Origin of the sequence: Micromonospora reichwaldensis (assembly GCF_031845925.1) — a bacterium.
Taxonomy (GTDB): Bacteria; Actinomycetota; Actinomycetes; order Mycobacteriales; family Micromonosporaceae; genus Micromonospora; species Micromonospora reichwaldensis.
Genome location: NZ_JAVRFL010000003.1, coordinates 97,073 through 116,762 on the forward strand (window position 1 = coordinate 97,073; position 19,690 = coordinate 116,762).

14 protein-coding genes are annotated in these 19,690 nt (G+C 71.9%); 9 read left to right on the plus strand and 5 right to left on the minus strand.

From position 1 onward, the window contains the following. The first annotated feature begins 32 nt into the window (after positions 1 to 32). The 3 genes from RM555_RS03105 (at position 33) to katG (ending at position 5,809) form a co-directional block, all read left to right on the plus strand. Positions 33 to 2,972 carry an ATP-binding protein gene (locus RM555_RS03105; RefSeq protein ID WP_311410342.1) on the plus strand — a complete coding sequence of 980 codons (2,940 nt, stop codon included), beginning with the start codon at positions 33 to 35 and terminating at the stop codon, positions 2,970 to 2,972. 108 nt (positions 2,973 to 3,080) lie between these two features. Beyond that, positions 3,081 to 3,509 carry a Fur family transcriptional regulator gene (locus tag RM555_RS03110; protein WP_311410343.1) on the plus strand — a complete coding sequence of 143 codons (429 nt, stop codon included), beginning with the start codon at positions 3,081 to 3,083 and terminating at the stop codon, positions 3,507 to 3,509. Positions 3,510 to 3,532: 23 nt separating this feature from the next. Further along, on the plus strand, positions 3,533 to 5,809 hold the full coding sequence (gene katG, locus RM555_RS03115; protein WP_311410344.1) for a catalase/peroxidase HPI: 2,277 nt from the start codon (positions 3,533 to 3,535) through the stop codon (positions 5,807 to 5,809). 160 nt (positions 5,810 to 5,969) lie between these two features. Here the strand turns inward: katG and RM555_RS03120 are convergent, their stop codons facing one another. After that, positions 5,970 to 7,469, minus strand: a complete 1,500-nt coding sequence (locus RM555_RS03120) for an FAD-binding oxidoreductase (protein WP_311410345.1) — start codon at positions 7,467 to 7,469, stop codon at positions 5,970 to 5,972. A gap of 215 nt (positions 7,470 to 7,684) precedes the next feature. Between RM555_RS03120 and RM555_RS03125 the strand changes: the two genes are divergently transcribed. The 3 genes from RM555_RS03125 to RM555_RS03135 all read left to right on the plus strand — a co-directional run bounded on the left by RM555_RS03125 (position 7,685) and on the right by RM555_RS03135 (position 10,745). After that, positions 7,685 to 8,890: a hypothetical protein gene (locus RM555_RS03125; protein WP_311410346.1), complete on the plus strand. Its 1,206-nt coding sequence runs from the start codon at positions 7,685 to 7,687 to the stop codon at positions 8,888 to 8,890. 65 nt (positions 8,891 to 8,955) lie between these two features. Then, on the plus strand, positions 8,956 to 9,423 hold the full coding sequence (locus tag RM555_RS03130) for an SRPBCC family protein (protein WP_311410347.1): 468 nt from the start codon (positions 8,956 to 8,958) through the stop codon (positions 9,421 to 9,423). Between the two features lie 95 nt (positions 9,424 to 9,518). Further along, positions 9,519 to 10,745, plus strand: a complete 1,227-nt coding sequence (locus RM555_RS03135; protein WP_311410348.1) for a PP2C family protein-serine/threonine phosphatase — start codon at positions 9,519 to 9,521, stop codon at positions 10,743 to 10,745. Here the strand turns inward: RM555_RS03135 and RM555_RS03140 are convergent, their stop codons facing one another. Beyond that, on the minus strand, positions 10,746 to 11,111 hold the full coding sequence (locus RM555_RS03140) for an STAS domain-containing protein (RefSeq protein WP_311410349.1): 366 nt from the start codon (positions 11,109 to 11,111) through the stop codon (positions 10,746 to 10,748). Positions 11,112 to 11,314: 203 nt separating this feature from the next. On the opposite strand from RM555_RS03140, the gene RM555_RS03145 reads away from it, so the two are divergent. From RM555_RS03145 to RM555_RS03155, 3 genes are all read left to right on the plus strand, one after another. Continuing rightward, positions 11,315 to 11,737, plus strand: a complete 423-nt coding sequence (locus tag RM555_RS03145) for an ATP-binding protein (RefSeq protein WP_311410350.1) — start codon at positions 11,315 to 11,317, stop codon at positions 11,735 to 11,737. Positions 11,738 to 11,850: 113 nt separating this feature from the next. Beyond that, on the plus strand, positions 11,851 to 12,357 hold the full coding sequence (locus RM555_RS03150) for a hypothetical protein (protein ID WP_311410351.1): 507 nt from the start codon (positions 11,851 to 11,853) through the stop codon (positions 12,355 to 12,357). Positions 12,358 to 12,535: 178 nt separating this feature from the next. Beyond that, the gene (locus tag RM555_RS03155; protein ID WP_311410352.1) at positions 12,536 to 14,665 is read left to right on the plus strand and encodes a cellulase family glycosylhydrolase; all 2,130 of its coding nucleotides are present in this window, start codon (positions 12,536 to 12,538) and stop codon (positions 14,663 to 14,665) included. A 74-nt stretch (positions 14,666 to 14,739) separates the two neighbouring features. Here RM555_RS03155 and RM555_RS03160 read toward each other — a convergent pair whose 3' ends face one another. The 3 genes from RM555_RS03160 to RM555_RS03170 form a co-directional block, all read right to left on the minus strand. Next, entirely contained in the window at positions 14,740 to 15,999 is a 1,260-nt protein-coding gene (locus RM555_RS03160; RefSeq protein WP_311410353.1) for an MFS transporter, read from the minus strand. 124 nt (positions 16,000 to 16,123) lie between these two features. Further along, a complete protein-coding gene (locus RM555_RS03165; protein WP_311410354.1) occupies positions 16,124 to 17,275 on the minus strand; it encodes a SagB/ThcOx family dehydrogenase in 1,152 nt (383 codons plus the stop codon). A gap of 1,069 nt (positions 17,276 to 18,344) precedes the next feature. Continuing rightward, positions 18,345 to 19,643, minus strand: a complete 1,299-nt coding sequence (locus RM555_RS03170; RefSeq protein ID WP_311410355.1) for an SDR family oxidoreductase — start codon at positions 19,641 to 19,643, stop codon at positions 18,345 to 18,347. Positions 19,644 to 19,690 lie beyond the last annotated feature (47 nt).

Here is a 19,690-nt window from a genome sequence, read left to right on the forward strand (position 1 = left end):
AACGCGGGTGCCGCTCACGTTAGCCTGCGGGCATGCGCTTCTCCTCGCCGGTGGTGATCGGACGTGACGCCGAAATCCGCGCCGTCAACGCTCGACTGGCGGCCACCCGGTCCTCGTCCGGCGGCACGGTCTTCCTGATCGGCGAGGCGGGGATCGGCAAGACCCGGCTCGCGGAACACTGCGCGCACGCGGCGGCGGAGGCCGGTATGGAGCTGCTACGGGGCCGTAGCAGCTCCACCGGCCCCATCGTCCCGTTCCGCCCGCTGACCGAGGCGATCTTCGCGCTGTCGCGTACGGGCCGGCTGCCGGACAACACCGAGCTGGCGCCCTACCGCCCGGCCCTCGCCCGGCTCGTCCCCGAGTGGCGGGACCCCGCGGTGCCGGAACGGGTGGCCTCGATCGTCGAACTGGCCGAGGCGGTCCTGCGGCTCGTCACCGCCGTGGCCGGCGGCCGGGGCTGCGTCCTCATCCTCGAGGACATCCACGACGCCGACGCCGAGACCCACGCCGTCGTGGAGTACCTGGTCGACAACCTCGCCGACCTGCCCATCCTGCTGGTGGCCACCATGCGGCCGGGCAGCGGCCCCGCGACCGAGCTGGCCTGGGCCGCGGCCGTGCGTCGCTCCGCGACCGTCGTCGAACTCCACCCCCTGGCCGACCGGGAGGTCCACGAACTCGCCGCCGCCTGCCTCAACACCGACGCCCTGCCCGCCGAACTGACCGACCGGCTGGTACGCGACAGCGAAGGCAACCCGTTCGTCGCCGAGGAGCTGCTCAACAGCATGATCGGCGCGCGCGCACTGGTCCGCGACGGCGACGGCTGGCGGTTCACCGACGACCCGGCCATCGCGTTGCCGAACACCGTCACGCTCAGCGTGACCCGCCGGCTGGCCGGCCTCGATCCGCAGGCGCGGACACTGCTGCACACCGCCGCGGTGCTGGGCCGGCGCTTCCCCGTGGCCGCGCTGCGGGCGGCGACCGGTCTCGAGGAGCGGGCCATGCTGAGCCATCTGCGTTCCGGCGTGGACGTCGAGGTCGTCATGCCCGACCGGTCGACGCCCGACTGGTACTCCTTCCGCCACGCGCTGACCGCCGACGCGATCCTGGCCACGCTCACCCCTGCCGAACGGTCCGCGCTGGCCAAACGCGCCGCCGACGCGCTGGAGTCGGCGTACGCCGGGCTGCCCGGACACTGGTGCCAGCTCGCGGCCGAACTCAGGCAGACCGCCGGGGACAACCACGCCGCGGGCCTGTTGTTCGCGGAGGCGGGCCGGCGGGCACTCGGCGACGGCGCCACCACGTCGGCCGTCACCCTGCTCGACCGCGCGTACCAGCTGATGTCCGACCCGCCCGACCCCGAGGCGCGCGCCGGCATCCTCGAGTCGCTGCTCAACGCCCTGGCCGAAGCCGGCCACGCGAACCGGGCGTTCGCCCTGGTCGACGACGCGACCTGGGTGAACGCCGTGACCCTCGGCGTCGAGCAGCACGTCAGCATCCGGACCCGGCTCGCCTGGGTCGCGGTCACGACCGGGCGGTGGTCCGACGGCGCGTCCCAGGTGCGCATCGCCCGGGCGGTCCTCGGCAGCAGTCCGCCGCCGGGGCCGGCGGCCCGGGTGGACGTGGTCGAGGCGCACCTGATCTTCGGCGACGGTGACGGCTGCGGCCGGACCACGCAGGCCGAGCAGCTCGTGCTCCAGGCCCTGGCGGTGGCCGAACGGGTGCCGATGGCGGAGACGGCGTGCCAGGCGCTGCAACTCCTGGCCATGATCGCCCGGAGCCGGAGCTTCGACGAGGCGGAGTCCTACCTGACCAGGATGCTGGCGATAGCCGAGGAACACCGCCTGCCCCTGTGGCGCATCAACGCCCTGTTCCGGCTCGGGGTCAACCAGAGCATGCGCACCGGCGAGCAGACGCTGCTGCGCCAGGCGGAGCAGGCCGCGCAGCTGTCCGGCGCCATCATGATCGGGCAGAGCATCGAGGGCGTGTACGCGATCCGGGCCGTCATGCAGGGCGACTACCCGACGGGGGACGAGCTCGCCGCCCGGTGCGCCACGGCGACCGCCCGGCTGCGCAACATCGACGACCAGCAGTTCGCGCTGGTGACGGCCGCCGCCTCCGCCGCCCACCGGGGACGACGGCGACTGATGGAGCAGCGGCTGGAGGAGTTCCGGGCGGTCGGTGGGGGAGAGTCCGCGCACGTCCCCCTCGCCTACGGCTTCTGCGAAGCCGTCTGCGCGCTGCTCGAGGAGGACCGGCCGGCGGCGATCCGGGCCCTCGACCTGGCCCGCGCGTGGGAGGACGACCACCCGAACACCTACTACATGACGGGCCGCTTCGGACTGCGACCGCTGCTCGACGCGCTGGCCGGGTCGCTGGACCGCACCGGCATGGAGGCGGTGGCGCTTGCCCCGGGCGCGACCCTGCGCTGGAACCGGCAGTTCCTGCACCTGGCGAAGGCGGTGGTGTACGGGCGCGCGGGGCAGCGCGAGCGGGCCGCCACGGAGGTCGCGCTGGCCCTGGAGGCCGCGGCGCCGTACCGCATGTCGTACCACCTGGGGTTGCGTCTGGTCGCGGAGGCCGCGCTCGCCGACGGGTGGGGCGAGCCCGTCGCCTGGCTGCGGGCGGCGGAGGACCACTTCCACAACGTCGACGCGCCGGTGATCGCCGGGGCCTGCCGGGGGCTCCTGCGTCAGGCCGGCGCATCGCTCGGGCAGCGGCGCTCCGGTCACGACCGCATCCCGGCGAGGCTGCGCGCCGTCGGGGTGACCGTCCGCGAGCACGAGGTGCTCGTGCTGCTCGCGAAGGGTCACGACAACCAGGATCTGGCCGCGCTGCTGCACCTCTCGCCGCGTACGGTCGAGAAGCACGTCGCCAGCCTGCTGCTCAAGACCGGGCACGCGAACCGCAGGACGCTGCGCGACAACGTGGACGAGCTGCTGGGGCCCGACAGCCGCTCCGGGAGCCGGCGGTGAACGGCCCCGACCGCCCGCCGGGAGGCCGGGACCGCGCCGGTCGAAGGTGCGCGGGTTGAACCCGGGAAAAACTTGATCCGTTCCAAAATACTGGACTATGTTCGACAGGTGACGCCCGACTTCGAGACCCAGCTGCGGGCGGTCTCGTTGCGCGTGACGCGGCCCCGGTTGGCGGTGCTCAGAGCGCTGCGCGACCACCCGCACGTCGACACCGACACGGTGATCGCCCTGGTGCGGGCGGACCAGCCCACGGTCTCCCACCAGGCGGTCTACGACGTGCTGCGCGCGCTCACCGACGCCGGCCTGGTGCGGCGCATCCAGCCCGCCGGGGCGACCGCCCGCTACGAGTCCCGGGTGGGCGACAACCACCACCATGTCGTATGCCGCTCCTGCGGCGCGATCGCCGACGTCGAGTGCGCCGTCGGCCATGCACCCTGTCTCACCGCCTCCGACGACCGTGGCTTCGTGGTCGACGAGGCGGAGGTCGTCTACTGGGGCACCTGCCCCGAGTGCGCGACCGAACGCACCGTTCAGTGAACCGCCAGTCCGGAAGGAAGCAGATGAGCGACACCCAGGACAATGGCCCCGTCAGCGCGCAGGGCGTGGACAAGAAGGAGGCGGCCGGTTGCCCGGTCGCGCACGACTCCGTGACCGCGCACGGCAGCGAGAGCGAGAACCCGGCGATCGACTCGCCGACGCCGAAGACCGGAGGCCGTCCGCGCACCAACCGGGACTGGTGGCCCAACCAGCTCGACCTCTCGGTGCTGCACGCCCACTCGTCCAAGGGCAACCCGCTGGGGGAGGACTTCAGCTACGCCAGGGAGTTCGCCAAGCTCGACGTCGAGGCCCTCAAGCAGGACATCGTCAAGGTCCTCACCACCTCGCAGGACTGGTGGCCGGCCGACTTCGGCCACTACGGCGGCCTGATGATCCGGATGAGCTGGCACGCCGCGGGCACCTACCGCATCGAGGACGGTCGCGGCGGCGCCGGTGACGGCGGCCAGCGGTTCGCCCCGCTCAACAGCTGGCCGGACAACGCCAACCTCGACAAGGCCCGCCGGCTGCTGTGGCCGGTCAAGCAGAAGTACGGCCAGAAGATCTCGTGGGCCGACCTGCTCGTGCTCGCCGGCAACGTCGCCCTGGAGTCGATGGGCTTCAAGACCTTCGGCTTCGCCTTCGGCCGGGAGGACGTCTGGGAGCCCGAGGAGATCTTCTGGGGCCCGGAGGACACCTGGCTCGGTGACGAGCGCTACGCCTCCGAGAAGGACATGGTGACCGGCGTCGGGGCCACCGAGATGGGGCTCATCTACGTCAACCCGGAGGGCCCCCGCGGCAACGCGGACCCGCTCGCCGCGGCGCACTTCATCCGCGAGACCTTCGCCCGGATGGCGATGAACGACGAGGAGACCGTCGCCCTCATCGCTGGCGGCCACACCTTCGGCAAGACCCACGGCGCCGGCGTCGCCGACGACCACGTGGGCCCCGAGCCCGAGGCCGCCCCGCTGGAGTCGCAGGGCCTCGGCTGGCTGAGCACCTACGGCAGCGGCAAGGGCGGCGACACGATCACCAGCGGTCTCGAGGTGACGTGGACCGACGTGCCGACGCAGTGGAGCAACCGCTTCTTCGAGATCCTCTTCGGCTACGAGTGGGAGCTCACCACGAGCCCCGGCGGCGCGAAGCAGTGGGTCGCCAAGGACGCCGAGGCGATCATCCCGGACGCCCACGACCCGTCGAAGAAGCACAAGCCGACGATGCTCACGACCGACCTGTCGCTGCGCGTCGACCCGGCGTACGAGAAGATCTCCCGCCGTTTCCTGGAGAACCCCGACGAGTTCGCGCTGGCGTTCGCCAAGGCCTGGTACAAGCTGCTGCACCGTGACATGGGGCCGGTCGAGCGCTTCCTCGGGCCGTGGGTCCCGGAAGCCCAGCTGTGGCAGGACCCGGTGCCGGCCGTCGACCACGAGCTCGTGGGCGACGCCGACGTCGCCGCGCTCAAGGCGAAGGTCCTCCAGTCCGGCCTGACGACCGCGCAGCTGGTCTCCACCGCCTGGGCGTCGGCCGCCAGTTTCCGGTCCACCGACAAGCGTGGCGGCGCCAACGGCGCGCGGATCCGTCTCGAGCCGCAGCGCAGCTGGGAGGTCAACCAGCCGGAGCAGCTCGCGACGGTCCTGGAGGCCCTCGAAGGCATCCGGCAGGAGTTCAACTCCGCCGGCGGCGCGAAGATCTCGCTCGCGGACCTGATCGTGCTGGCCGGCTCTGCGGCCGTCGAGAAGGCGGCGCGCGACGCCGGCGTCGAGGTGACCGTGCCGTTCCGGCCGGGCCGCACCGACGCCACCCAGGAGCAGACCGACGTCGAGTCCTTCCGGGTGCTCGAGCCGCGCGCCGACGGGTTCCGCAACTACCTGCGTGCCGGCGAGAAGACCCAGCCGGAGGTGCTGCTCCTCGACCGCGCCTACATGCTCAACCTGACCGCGCCCGAGATGACCGTCCTCGTCGGCGGCCTGCGCTCCCTCGGGGCCAACGCCGGCGGCACGCGGCACGGCGTCCTCACCGACCGGCCCGGCGTGCTCACCAACGACTTCTTCGCCAACCTGCTCTCCCCGGGCACCCGGTGGAAGGCGTCGGAGTCCGCCGAGCACGTCTACGAGATTCGGGACCTGGCCAGCGACGAGGTGAAGTGGACCGCCACCGCGGTCGACCTCATCTTCGGCTCGAACTCCCAGCTGCGGGCCCTCGCCGAGGTCTACGCCAGCCAGGACGCGCGCGACAAGTTCGTCGCCGACTTCGTCGCGGCCTGGGCCAAGGTCATGGAACTCGACCGGTTCGACCTCGTCTGACCCGGCTCCGGACGACGAGCCCCGGTCGATCGCTGGTGGATCGACCGGGGCTCGTCCGCCGTCGGGCTCGCTCACCTGGGCGGCAGCACCGCTGGCCCCCGTCCTGCCGATCACGCAGGCCAGGTAGGACATGCCCGCGGGGCCCGGGTGGACCTGTGGGTCAGAGTGTCGCGGGCGGGATGCTCTGCTCGTACTGGAAGACGTTGTGGGGGTCGTACTTCGCTTTGATCTTGCGCAGCCGCCGGAAGTTGGATCTCCAGTAGGCGGTTTCCCATTCCGCCATGCCGATGTTCGGCACGTTGACGTAGGCGCCGTTCACGTACGGCCGCAGGGCCTGGCTGAACTCGGCGATCCAGGTCTGGGCGATCGGGGTGACGGCGTCGCCGCTGTCCGGCTCTCCACGGGTGCCCCAGCCGGCGCCGGGCTCGGAGTAGAAGAGCGCGTCGCGGTGCGGGAATGCCGCGCCGCCGAAGGGTTCCTGCGTCTGGGCTCCCGTGCCGAAGGCCTGGGTGAAGAAGTTGCTGTCGTCCGAGGGGGCGTTCTCCATGAACGCGCGGATCAGGCTGATCGCCCTCCTCGGGAAGGGTTCGCTGGTGAACTGCGAGAAGAACTTCCAGTTCGCCGGTTCGTCCTCGGTCGGTATCTGGAATCCGGCATACGTGTCGCCCCAGCCGCCGGTCTGCACGGTGACCTCGGGGTTGCCGATCGAGAGGATCGGCCCGAGCAGCTCCCTCGCCTCCGCCTCCGACCCTTCCGCGAGGACCCCGAACAGCAGGATCTGGGATTTGTGGATCTCGAGTTGGCTGCCGAGACGGTGGTCGGCGAACGGTGCGGTGCGCTGCCATGTGTCGAAGACCCCGTACAGGTCGTCGAGGCCCTCCCACGTCGCCTGCAGGTAGGCGACGCTCTTCAGTGGCGCCACCTTGTAGGTGAGTGCGGTGACGATCCCGAAGTTGCCGTTTCCCGCGCCCCGGAGCGCCCAGAGCAGGTCCGAGTGGTTCCACGGGTCCACCTCGATCGCCTTCGCGCCGTCGGCACCCGACGCGACGACGATCTCCGCTCCTATCAGGTTGTCGCAGGCCATGCCGAGGTACCGGGTGAGGAAGCCCAAGCCGCCCCCGAGGGTCGCGCCGGACAGGCCCACGCTTCCCTCCGTTCCGGTCGTCACCGCCAGGTCGTACTTCCCGAGCGCCGTCACCGCCTCCAACTGGTTGAGCCCGGCGCCGACCCTCGCGGTGCGACTGGCGGTGTCGATGTGGGTCGACTTCAGCTCGCTGACGTCGATCACGATCCCGTTGTCCACGTTCGACCAGCCCTCGAGGCTGTGCCGGCCGCTGCGCACCCGCAGCGCGACGTCGTTCTGCCGCGCCCACGTGAGGGCGTTGACCACGTCCTGGGTCTCCTGGGCGAAGACGATGACCAGCGGATAGCGGACGAAGAGTTCGTCCCAGCCGAGGCTCGCCTTCCCGTACCCGGGGTCCGAGGGGCGGACGATTCGTCCGGTCAGCTTCGCCGACGGGAATCTCGCGCCGATGGACGAACCCGATCCGTCGGCCGCGATGCCCGGGGTGCTTCCGGCGACAACGCCCGGGATGACGACCGCGCCGGCGCCAACGGCCGCCGTCGCCTTGAGCAGGTTGCGGCGAGAAAGGTCGCGCATGGTCCGAATCCTCTCGATCGGGTTACGCCAGTTACTCGACCAAGAGAACTCCCGCCCTCCGGCTGGCGTGCAGATTCACGGTAATGCGGGAGATTTGTCGGGATATCCGAGATCTTGTCGCGGAACCCGGTCGGGTGATGCGGGCTCACGTCAGGGGCGGGGCGGGCCTGAGCGGGGGATTCGCGCACGGTCCGGGCGGCTCCTAGCATCACGGGGTGCGTGTGAAGTCGCTTGCCGCCCTGCTCGTCCTGTCCGTCGCCGGGGCGGGCCTGCCCGCCTGCGGCGACTCCGCCGCCGACGGCGACCTGCCGCCGGCCCCGACAGCCGCGGCGACGCCGGCCGGTGGGGCCGAGGCGAGCAGCCCCGGGGCCGCCCCGACGGCCCGTTCCGGACTCGGCGGGCCCGCCGCGAGCGCCAGCCCGGGGCCCTCGACGAGGGCGGCGGCGCTGAAGGCGGGCAACCCGGACGGCGGCGCGGCCGTGCCGGCCGAGGCACGCGCCGTCGACACGTCGAGGCCGACCCGGACGATCGGTAGCGGCACCGCCGCCAGCTGCACCTCGGCCGCGGTGGTGAAGGCGGTCGCGGCCGGCGGCGTCATCACGTTCGACTGCGGGCCGCGACCGGTGACGATCAAGATGACGGCCACCGCCAAGGTCCGCAACGCCAACGGGCCCAGGGTGGTGCTGGACGGCGGCGGCATGGTCACCCTCAGCGGCCAGGGGCAGCGGCGGATCCTCTACATGAACACCTGCGACAGCGCGCAGGGCTGGACCACCTCGCACTGCCAGAACCAGGACCACCCCCAGCTCACCGTGCAGAACCTGACCTTCGCCGACGGCAACTCCACCGGCGAGCGCACCGAGGGCGGCGGCGGTGGGGCGATCCTCGTCCGGGGCGGCCGGTTCAAGGTGGTCAACTCGCGCTTCGTCCGCAACCGCTGCGACCGGACCGGCCCCGACCTGGGCGGCGCGGCCATCCGGGTACTCAGCCAGCACGAGAACAAGCCCGTGTACGTGGTGGGCAGCACGTTCGACGGCGGCGTCTGCGCCAACGGCGGCGCGCTGAGCAGCATCGGCGTCACCTGGGTGGTGCTGAACAGCGTCCTGCGCGACAACCGGGCGGTCGGCACCGGGGCCAATCCGGCCAGGCCCGGCACACCGGGCGGCGGCAGCGGCGGGGCGATCTACTGCGACGGCAACGAGTTCACCGTCCGGATCGCCGGCACCGTCATCGAGGGCAACGAGGCGAACGAGGGCGGCGGGGCCGTCTTCTTCGTCAGCAACGACCGCACCGGCACCATGCGGATCGAGAATTCCACCCTGCGCCGCAACCCGAGCAACGGCTTCGAGACGCGCGGCTACCCCGGCATCTTCTTTCTCGGCGCCCGCAACCCGACGTTGACCGGTTCCCGGCTGAGCTGACCCCCACCGCCCCGGGTCGGTCGATGAGGTTGGGCACGGCGCAGGCCCGGTCCTAGGATCGGGTCATGGGACGGACCGACCGCGCCAGCCGGGTGATCGCGGCACCACCGGCGACCGTCTACGGCGCCCTGCTCGACCGGGAGGCGCTCGAGGCGTGGCTGCCGCCGGACGGCATGCGCGGGCGGATCGAGCGGTGGGATCCCCGGCCCGGAGGCGGCTTCCGGATGATCCTGACCTACCACGACGCCGCCGACAGCCCCGGCAAGACGTCGGACGCGACGGATGTCGTCGACGTCGGGTTCGCCGCCCTGGTGCCACCCGAGCGCGTGGTGCAGCGGGCGGTGTTCGAGGCCGACGACCCGGCGTACGCGGGCACCATGACGATGACCTGGCACCTCGCTGCCACCGGCGCGGGGACCGAGGTGACCGTCACCGCCACGGACGTGCCACGCGGTATCGGGCAGGCCGACCACGAGGCCGGGATCGCCTCCTCGCTGGCCAACCTGGCGTCGTACGTCGAGGCGGCTGGCTGAGGTCGTCGCGGGGGAGGATCGCCGTGCTCGGCGCTCGCCGGCCGGGTCGGTAGGCTCCGACAGTGGAGAGCGGTCGAGGGCGGAACGTGGTTCAGATGTTGTTGGATGCGGCGGAGAACGCCTCGCCGGCCGAGGCGGTGGAGGCGGTTACGCGGGAACTCGGCGCGGCGCTGGGGGCGCGTACCGTCGCGTTCCTCATCGCGGACCTCAGCGGCCGGGCGCTGGTCCGGTTGACCCACATGCCGCTCGACGGCGCCGGTGCGGGACGCCGGGACGGCGAGGAGGCCGCCACGGTGGTGCCGTTCGACGGTGGCCCCGCCGAGCAGGCGCTGCGCACCCAGGCGGTGCAGGTCCTCGCACAGCCGGACGGGTGGACGGTGCTGGCGCCGGTGACCGAGCGCGGCGAGGCGATGGGCCTGCTCGAGATGGTCCTGCCGGACGAGCCCGATGCGCGAACGCTGGAGGAGATCGCGCGCACGGCGCACGTGTTGGCGTTCGTGGTGATCGCCAACCGGCGGTACACCGACCTGTTCGAGTGGGGGCAGCGGACGACCCCGTTCACCCTCTCCGGGGAGATCCAGCGTCGCCTGCTGCCCGCCTCGTTCACGTGTGAGGCCAGCGCGTTCACCCTGTCCGGCTGGCTCGAACCCGCCGCCAGCATCGGCGGGGACACCTTCGACTACAGCCTCGCCCGCGACGTGCTGCACTTCAGCGTCACCGACGCGATGGGCCACGGGGTGTCCAGCGCGCTGACGGCCACCCTGGGCGTGGGCAGCCTGCGCAACAGCCGCCGTCGCGGGGCCGGTCTGGTGGAGCAGGCCGACGCCGCGAACGCCGACGTGGCCGCACACAGCGCCGTGCCCGGCAGTTACATCACCGCGGTCCTCGGCCGTCTCGACCTGCGCACGGGGGTGTGCGCGCTGCTCAACGCCGGGCACGTGCCGCCGCTGCTGGTACGCGACGGGGACACCCGGGCGCTGTCGCTACCGGCCAACTTCCCCCTCGGCATGTTCGCCGAAGCCAGTTACGGCGCAGGCGAGATCACGCTGCGACCGGGCGACCGTCTGGTGGTGATCACCGACGGGATGCGGGAGCGCAACGCCGCCAGCCTGGACCTTCCGGCCCAGTTGCGGTCGATCGTCGGTCTGCACCCACGCGAGGCCGCCCGGGCGTTGGCCGATGCCGTGCTCGAGGTCAGCGGGCCGACCCTGGCCGACGACGCCACGCTGTTCATCCTCGACTGGCACGGCGGGCACAGCGAGGACCGGAGCACCAGCGCCGGCGCCGACCAGGCACGCGCCAGCGGCGCGCTGCCCGACTGACTACCGGCCCGTCGCGTCGTGCCCGGACGGCAGGTCGGCCTCGGCCGCCTGCACGCTGTCGTAGATGTCGACGACGCGGTCCACCGACGTGACCGTCAGGACGCTCCGCACGGCGGGCTGCACCGCGGCGAGGCAGAGCCGACCGCCGGCGTCACGCAACGCCTTGAACATCACCACCAGCGCGCCCAGCCCGCTGGAGTCCATGAACCCCACCTCGGCCAGGTCCACCACCACCTGGCGGTCACCGGCGTCGACCAACCGTTGCAGACCCTCACGCAACTGCGGAGACGTCGCCAGGTCCAGCTCGCCGCGCACCTCGAGCACGGTGCAACCCCGGCCCGGCCGGACCGACAACAGCAGTGCCACAACAGCCTCCCCACGCCGATGATCCCCGGTCACCCTATGCTGCCGGGAGGCGGACCGCCGCCGGCCGGCGTACGTCGCACCGACCCGTCCGGCCGTTTCACCACGGCAACTCCGGGTAGTGCTGATCACCACGGAAGCGTCCCGCCTCGACATGTGGCACAGTAGTCCGGCGCGGTCACCCGGCGGGGAGGAGGAACTGCGCGATGCGCGTAACCACGACGCTGTCACTCCCGCGTCGACCGTCCTCGGTGACCCGCGCCCGCCACGTACTCGCCACCCTGCTGAGCCTCACCGACGCCGCCGAGGACTCCCGTGGCCACCTCGCCGTGCTGATCACCGAGGCGTGCACCAACGCGGTGCTGCACGCGGATCCTGACAGCACCGTCGACATCACCATCGTGATCGACGACGACGTCTGCCTGCTCGAGGTCGGCAACCGTGGCAGCATCCCCGCCGGCGCCGGGCTCGACGCCGCACTTCCCGCCCCGCTCACCGTCGGCGGTCGCGGACTGCCCTTGATCACCGCACTGGCCGACACGGCCGCCTTCGTCTCCGGGCCTTCGGACCAGGTGCTGCTACGCGTCACCAAACACCTCACCGGCGTACGCACATCACCGGTCCCCTGACCGTCGGCGACGGCCGCCCCTGGTCGGGTTGGTGACCTCATGCTTGCCGTGCGTGACCGGATGGTCGAGGGTCGAACCCTGCTCACATCCGTCGCACATTGCCGAGGAGTCCCATGCAGCCGTTCGACCTGACCAGTGGCGACCAGATCCTTCTGCAGCCCGCGCTGGCAAACACCGTCAGCGGGATGAACCTCTCCGTACGCACCGATCTCGGCACCCGGGTGGAGGCGTGGCGGGCGGCGCCCACCGTCACCGGTGACCAGAGGTTCTTCTGCCACGGCTACTCGCTGGGCACCTTCGGGGCGCACAGGTACACCGTCTGGGGCGACTTCCTGCCGCAGGTGCTGGCCGACGAGTACCAGACTCTCGGGCGGATCGACAACGCGCGCAACGTCGCGGCCAGGGGCGTGCTGGTCTGGTGGCTGGGGGGCACGGACGCATACCACTCCGCCGTGGTGGAGCAGCCGGCGTTCCTGCCCACCGGCGCCCTGGACCCGGCGCACACCAGGGTCAGCTCGAAGACCGGCACCGGCCCGCTGTGGATCGGTGTGCTGGCCCAGGACGTGAAGCAGCAGTACCGCTCCGCGGCGTACATCGAGGTGTACCGCCGCAACCAGTGAGGCGCGGCGCGGGGCGGTCGGACCTCCGGCCGCCCCGCGCCTCACTGCCCAGATAGAGGTACGCCGATTGACAAAGTTTGGAATGCAAACTTAATCTGCGGTTCGCGATCGGGTGCGGCCGCGTTCGTGGTGGCGCCTGCCGCGAGCCCGTCCCAGCGGCACCCACGCGAGGAGCGTCATGGCCGAGATGCGAGGCACGACGAGAAGAACCCGATGGCGGCTGAGCCTGTTCACCAGCGCCCTCACCCTGCTGTTGGTGAGCCTCGGCCTGACGTTCGCGGTGAGCGCGCACGCGGCGGCCGGCTGCCGGGTGGCGTACTCGGCCAACCAGTGGCCCGGCGGCTTCACCGCGAACGTGGCCGTGACCAACCTCGGTGACCCGGTCAACGGTTGGCGGCTGACCTGGACGTTCCCCTCCGGGCAGCAGGTGACCTCGGCGTGGAACGCCAACGTCACCGCCGCCGGCGCCAACGTCACCGCCACCGACGTCGGCTACAACGCCGCCATCGGCACCAACGCCACGGTGTCCTTCGGCTTCAACGGCTCCTGGTCGGGCGCGAACACCGCCCCCACGTCGTTCGCGCTGAACGGCGTCACCTGCACCGGCGGCGTCGGCCCCACCACCGCGCCACCCACCACCGCGCCGCCGACCACCGCTCCACCCACCACGCCGCCACCCACCACGCCGCCGCCGACCGGTGACCCGATGGCCTACGTGGCCGCGATGCAGCCCGGCTGGAACCTCGGCAACACCTTCGACGCGGTCGGCAGCGACGAGACGGCCTGGGGCAACCCGCGGGTCACCCAGGCGCAGCTGGACGCCATCCGGGCGCAGGGCTTCAACAGCATCCGGATCCCGGTCACCTGGAGCAACCACCACGGCCCCGCGCCGGCGTACACGATCGACGCGGCGTGGCTCAACCGGATCAAGGAGGTCGTCGGCTGGGCCCTGGACGACGGCTTCTACGTGATGATCAACATTCACCACGACTCGTGGCAGTGGATCAACGCGATGCCGGCCGACCGGACCACCGTCCTCAACCGCTACAACGCGCTCTGGACCCAGATCGCGGCCGCGTTCCGGGACGCCTCGCCGAAGCTGCACTTCGAGAGCGTCAACGAGCCGCAGTTCGCCAACAGCTCCGGCGACGCCCAGAACGCCCAGCTGCTGCACGAGCTGAACACGTCCTTCCACCGGATCGTGCGGGCCTCCGGCGGTAACAACGCCACCCGGATGCTCGTCCTGCCCACCCTGCACACCTCATCGGACCAGGCCCGCATCGACGAGCTGACCAGCACCTTCACCCAGCTGGGCGACCGCAACCTGATCGCCACCGTGCACTTCTACGGCTACTGGCCGTTCAGCGTGAACGTCGCCGGGGGCACCCGGTTCGACGCCACCACCCAGAAGGACCTGACCGACGCCTTCGACCGGGTGCACAACGCCTTCGTCGCCAAGGGCATCCCGGTGGTGATCGGCGAGTACGGCCTGCTCGGCTTCGACCGGCACACCGGCACCATCCAGCAGGGCGAGAAGCTGAAGTTCTTCGAGTTCCTCGGCTGGTACGCGAAGACCAGGAAGATCACCACCCAGCTCTGGGACAACGGGCAGCACTTCAACCGGCTCACCTTCCAGTGGAAGGACCCGGAGCTGTTCGCGCAGATCAGGTCGAGCTGGACCGGCCGGTCCGGCACGGCCCACGCCGACCAGGTGTACGTGCCGCGTACCGGCTCGATCACCGCCAGGACGCTCGCGCTGAACCTGAACGGCACCACCTTCCAGGGGCTCTACCAGGGCGGCACCGCCCTGGCGCAGGGCACCGACTACACCGTGTCGGGCAGCCAGCTCACGCTCACCGCGAGCGCGCTGACCCGGCTGGTCGGCAGCCGGGCGTACGGGGTGAACGCCACCCTGCACGCGCGGTTCTCCGCCGGGGTCCCGTGGCGGATCAACGTGATCACGTACGACCCGCCGGTGCTGTCGAACGCGACCGGGAGCACCACCTCGTTCGCCGTGCCGACCCAGTTCCGGGGTGACCAGCTCGCCACCATGGAGGCGAAGTACGCCGACGGCAGCAACGCCGGCCCGCACAACTGGACGCCGTTCAAGGAGTTCGACGTCACCTTCGCCCCCGACTACACCGGCAACCGCCTCACGCTGACCGAGGCGTTCTTCGCAGAGGTCAACGACGGCGCGCGGGTGACCCTCACGTTCCACTTCTGGAGCGGCACGACCGTCACCTACCACGTCACGAAGTCGGGCAGCGGCGTCACGGGCGTCACCGCCGCCGCGGCCCGGGTGGGCTGACCCGGCAGCGGTCTCCACGCGCAGCGGGCCGTGACCGCCAGGCGGTCACGGCCCGTTCCGCGTACCCGATGGGATCATCCGCTGCGGTCCGCGCCGGCGGCGTGGGCGCGGGCGGGGTCGCTGAAGGTGCTGACGCCGGGGACCAGCAGCGTGACGGCGCTGGCCGCGGCGGTCAGGGCGGCCGCCGCGACGAGGGTGGGCTGGATCCCGAACGCCGCGACCGCCGGCCCGGTGAGGGCGTAACCGACCGGCAGCAGGGCGAACGCGCTGAGCTGGTCCAGGGCGAGGGTCTTGCCCAGCACCTCGGCGGGGATCTCACGTTGCAGGGCGGACAGCCAGGAGATGAAGTAGATCTCCACGACGAATCCGCCGAGGGCGAAGCAGAGCGCCGTGACCGGCAGCGGCAGGGCGAAGGCGAGGCTGGCGGGCAGGGCGGCGTAGGTAGTGAGGGCGAGCATGCTGACCGTGCCGGGCCGCCGGGGCCGCCACCGGCCGGCCAGCGCGATGGCCGGGAGGGCGCCGGCGGCGGCAGCCGCGAGGACGAGCCCGTAGGCGAGTTCGCCGCCGAGGCGGTCCGCGGCGATCAGCGGCAGCAGCGTCAGGCTGGGCGCGGTGCCGGCGAAGAGCTGGACCGCGACGGCAGCCATGACGGCGGCGACCCAGGGGCGGCGCCGGACGGTGGCGATGCCGGCCGCGGCGTCGGCCAGGACGCTGGTCCGGGCCCGGTTGTCGGCGGCGACGTCGCGTACGCCCAGCACCGCGAGGGCGCCGGTCGCGAACAGCAGGGCGGCCAGGCCCAGCGCGGCGTGGATGCCGATGGCGGTGACGATCGCGGCGCCGGCGAGCGCCCCGAGGAGGGTCGCGGAGCGCTGCACGGCGGAGACCATGGCGTTGCCGCGCTCCAGCAGGCCGGCGGGGAGCAGCGCCGGGATCAACGACCGCATGGCCGGCCGGGACAGGGACTCGGCCACGCCGGAGAGCGCGGTGACGATGCCGAGCGCGGCCAGGGGCAGGTCGTCGAGGGCGAGCAGCGTGCCGAGGACGATGGCGGTGCGCATCAGGTCGGCGGTGAACAGGATCCGGGGCCGGGAGACGCGGTCGGCGAGGATGCCGCCGGCGAGCAGGCAGACCACCAGGGCGATCGCCCGCCCGGCGAGGATGACGGCGATGGTGCCGGCACCGGCCCCGAGTTGTACGGCGTGCAGCGCGAACGCGACCGGCAGGATCTGGTCGGCGACGGCCCCGGCGGACTGGCTGGCCCACACCCGCAGGAACCGCGGATGCTGGCTCAGCTTCTGCGCGGCGGCGGTGGCGGGGCTGGCGGGCGCGCTCATGGCGTGCGGCGCGTCCGGCGGTGGCCGATGGCCGACGCGCCGACGACGGACGCCGGGCCGGTGGCGTGGCCGGGCGGGGCCCCGCGGCTGCCGGTGCCGGGCGCCGCGGTGTGGCCGGTCGGGCTCATCCGAGCTGCTCCGGGTCGGCGGTCGGGTCGGCCGGTGACCGGTGGGAGCTGGCGGCCAGGCGGAACGGTGGTGGATATCCCGGCCCGGTGGGACCGGTGCCGTCGTCGGGTGCGGGATTACCGGCGGAGAGCAGGTAGGTGGCGAACTCGTGGTCGGGATCCACGCCGAGCATCGCCTCGACGCCGCTGTCGTGGAACGCCACGGTCTGGAACGGTGCCAGGCCGAGCGCCGTGCAGGTCAGCGCGAAGGTCTGACCGTAGTGGCCGGCGTCGAACATCCACAGCCGGTAGGCCCGGGGGTGGCGGTACTTCCAGGACAGGCGGGCGGCGACGGTGGTCGTGAGGCAGGTGAAGGCCCCCTGGTAGGAGGGTTCCTGCTCGTACGCCAGGGCGGCGATGCGCTCGCGGTCGACGGTGGCGTCGAGGAGTTCCAGGCGGTGCACCTCGGGCGCGTAGTGGTAGAGGCCGGCCGGGACGCCGGTGACGTCGTGGACGGCCACGTAGCACTCGACCTCGTGCCGGCCACCGGCGGAGGCGCTGATGCGTCCCTGCTGCGGGCCGAACGCGCCGCCGTCGAGGAATCGCTGGGGCGCGAAGGTGCAGGACAGGACGGTGGCGAGCGCGTCGATGCCGACCGGGGTGCCGGCGAACGCGCGGTGGGTGCGCCGGGCGGCGAACACCTCCTCGACGGGCGTACGCAGCGGCAGGGTGCGTCGGGGAAGGTGCACGGCCGGGGCGTCCGGGTACCGCTTGAACGGGGCCGGAGGTGCGCCGTCGGCGGCGATCTGCGCGGCGGTGGCGTCGCGTTGCGGCGAATCCACGAGGTAGTTGGCGTCGCGGGCCTCGGTGTGCATGCGCGACGCGATCGGCCCCCAGTGCTGCCAGACGGGCGGGGTGCAGGCGTCGTCGGTGTCGGCGACGAGGATGCCGGCGTCGCGGAGCTTGTGGACCGCCTGGACGGCGGCGTCGGCGGCCTCGCCCCCGAACTGGGCGGCGACCTCGTCGACGTCGGTGAAGTCGTCCAGCCGCTGCAACAGGCTCAGCAGGTCGGGGGTGACCCGCAACCATCGGCGTTGACCGGGCAGGGCGACCATCAGCGCATCGCTGTCCCAGCGGCAGACGAGCTGGTCGCGGCGACGTACCCGCATTCCGGTGCCCTTTCCACGACGAAGCACGACGGACGGAGTGGTGCCGGACCCGCGTGCGGGTCCGGCACCGGGCGCGTCAGACGGCGCCGTGGTTCAGCACAACGTCGTTCGTCTCGACGATCACGATGTCGAAGGCCATGGCTCGTACCTCCTCTCCGGCGCGGTGGGCTCGGTGCACCCCTGGACGGGACCGTCCCCGCTGTATCCGGGACGGGCGTTCGGGGGAACCTGGGTGCCGCGGAAACGCAGTCAGGATGCGGATCGGTCGGGCGGACGAGGCAGGAAAGTCGACTGCGGCGAGCGTTCGGGACTCCGAAAGAAAAATTCGGAGCCATTCCCCGAGCGGTACGCCGTCACGACGACTCCCCTCATCCGTTCCCGCTTGCGGCAATAGAGAAGGTAGCGAATGCGTCGACCCCCTGCCAAGGGGTCGGCGACCTTTCTCGGGGCGTCTTACAGCGAGAATCAATGGAGATGCGAGGCGACCGCCAGGGCCGGCGGCGGCCGGCTCGCCGGGCACCTGGTCGTCGACGCGACGGGGCGGTTGTGCCGGCGGTCAGGTGCCGGGAGCCGGCGTGCCGGCCAGCGACTAGACGCAGGCGTTCGCGCAGGTGGCGCCCTCTGTACGGCCGACCCCGCGTCCGCTGGCGAGCGCTTGCCGGGCGTCCCGGGTGGGATGGCCGGAGCGTGGCCGGGTTCGGCGCACCGCCGCGCAGGCGGGTGGTCGGGTGCTCCTCGGCGGCGATGGGGCGAATCGCGTGTCCCGGGACGGGCAAAGCCGCCGGGCGGTGCGGAATTCCTTCTCGATGGGTGGCGGGTGGGGCATTCGTGCACGTGCTGGCGTATCGCCTCGGCGGGCCTTTGGGCATTGGCTTGCAGGCATTCCCACCGGCGACTCGACGGCCGGTCGACGCATTCGGATGCGTCAAAGTCCCTGGGCGGCCGACTGGCTTCGCGGCCGAGGGGGAGGGCCGCACCGCACCCACCGCCAGCCCGCCGACGCGCCGACGCCGGCTGACCTGGCACCCGTGCCAGGTCAGCCGGCGTCGCTGTCGCGCGAGGAGAAGGGTCAGACGGCCCCGACGGCCACCGGCTCGGCGGCGGGGGCCGGAGCGGGAACCGTCGCGGCGACGGCGACGGGAGCCACCGCCTCCTCGGGCAGGTACTTGCCGAGCTTGCGGATCCGCCTGGCGTTGTTGACCAGGACGTCGATCGGCGGCGGGTCGGTGTCGAGCCGCACGGTCGTCGGGTTGGCGGCGGCGTGGTGGATGTTGCTCAGCAGCGTGTGGAACGACCGCGGGAACAGCGAGCGTACGAACTTGGACTGCTGCCGGCCGCGCTTGATGCTGGTGATCGGCTTCGACCAGTCGATCTGACCGGGCCGGAACCGGTGCTGCCGCATCAGTTCGCGCCGGAACTCCTGCCACGACACCAGCTTCAGGTCGAACCGCTCGGCGATCTCGCGGGTGGTCGCCGGAGTCACCGGGTAGCTGATCGGCCGCGGCGAGTCCGACAACGCGTTGTCCACGACCGACCGGGCCAGCACGTCGCCGGCGACGATCGGGCTGGTGACCTCCGAGTCCCAGATCAGGCCCAGCTGGAGCATGTGCGAGATCATGTTCCAGAACGAGTACTCCATGCCGGGGTCCTTGAACCCGGTGGGCGCGCCGCCCAACGCGAACGGCGCCTGGTAGATGTGGATGGGCACGCCGTCACGGTTCGCCCGCAGGGTGAGGTGCTTGACGACCCACTTCATCCTGCTGTAGCCGGTGTAGAAGAAGCTGTTGCGGTAGAAGTCGCGCCGCTGCTGGTAGACCTCGCTGCCGACCGAGCCGATCACGTGCAGGGTCTTGAACCGCTCCTGCAGGCAGAACTCGGCAAGGCGGAGCGTCGGCAGGACCTTCTCCTCGCGGTACCGGGTGTAGGGGTAGTCGTGGGTCGTCGCCCCCGCGGCGTCGATGACCACGTCGACCTCGGTGAGCAGCTCGTCGTGGGCGGCGCGGTCGAGCCCCATCGCCGGCTCCAGGTAGCTGCCCTCCAGGACCGACAGCTTCCCGGTGTCGGGCAGCTCCATCTTGTACTTGCGCAGCTGCCGGGCGATGCGGTCCTCGCCGGACTTGTCGCCCTTGCGGCGCACCAGGGCGTAGACCGTCGCCACCCGGGCGTCGCCGAGGAGCTCACGCAGCATGTGCATGCCGACGTATCCGTTCGCGCCCAGCAGGAGCACGTTCTTCGGCTCGTCGGCACCGCGTCGGGGGAGCCGGCTCGCTACCGCTCGCGGGTCCTCCGAGTAGCCGAGCGAGAGCCGGTTGGGGCTGCCTGTCGACAGCGCGATCCGGTCGCTGTTGTGGCGCAGGAAAATGTGCATCGATCCGCCTTTGCACGAAGGGTGGGTGTTGGAGATCCGGACGGGGA

Bases quoted from the DNA above. Each gene is read 5' to 3' on its own strand.
- RM555_RS03105 (WP_311410342.1), top strand. From the start codon at position 33: ATGCGCTTCTCCTCGCCGGTGGTGATCGGACGTGACGCCGAAATCCGC.
- katG (WP_311410344.1), top strand. From the start codon at position 3,533: ATGAGCGACACCCAGGACAATGGCCCCGTCAGCGCGCAGGGCGTGGAC.
- RM555_RS03120 (WP_311410345.1), bottom strand. From the start codon at position 7,469: ATGCGCGACCTTTCTCGCCGCAACCTGCTCAAGGCGACGGCGGCCGTT.
- RM555_RS03130 (WP_311410347.1), top strand. From the start codon at position 8,956: ATGGGACGGACCGACCGCGCCAGCCGGGTGATCGCGGCACCACCGGCG.
- RM555_RS03135 (WP_311410348.1), top strand. From the start codon at position 9,519: ATGTTGTTGGATGCGGCGGAGAACGCCTCGCCGGCCGAGGCGGTGGAG.
- RM555_RS03145 (WP_311410350.1), top strand. From the start codon at position 11,315: ATGCGCGTAACCACGACGCTGTCACTCCCGCGTCGACCGTCCTCGGTG.
- RM555_RS03150 (WP_311410351.1), top strand. From the start codon at position 11,851: ATGCAGCCGTTCGACCTGACCAGTGGCGACCAGATCCTTCTGCAGCCC.
- RM555_RS03155 (WP_311410352.1), top strand. From the start codon at position 12,536: ATGGCCGAGATGCGAGGCACGACGAGAAGAACCCGATGGCGGCTGAGC.
- RM555_RS03160 (WP_311410353.1), bottom strand. From the start codon at position 15,999: ATGAGCGCGCCCGCCAGCCCCGCCACCGCCGCCGCGCAGAAGCTGAGC.
- RM555_RS03165 (WP_311410354.1), bottom strand. From the start codon at position 17,275: ATGCGGGTACGTCGCCGCGACCAGCTCGTCTGCCGCTGGGACAGCGAT.
- RM555_RS03170 (WP_311410355.1), bottom strand. From the start codon at position 19,643: ATGCACATTTTCCTGCGCCACAACAGCGACCGGATCGCGCTGTCGACA.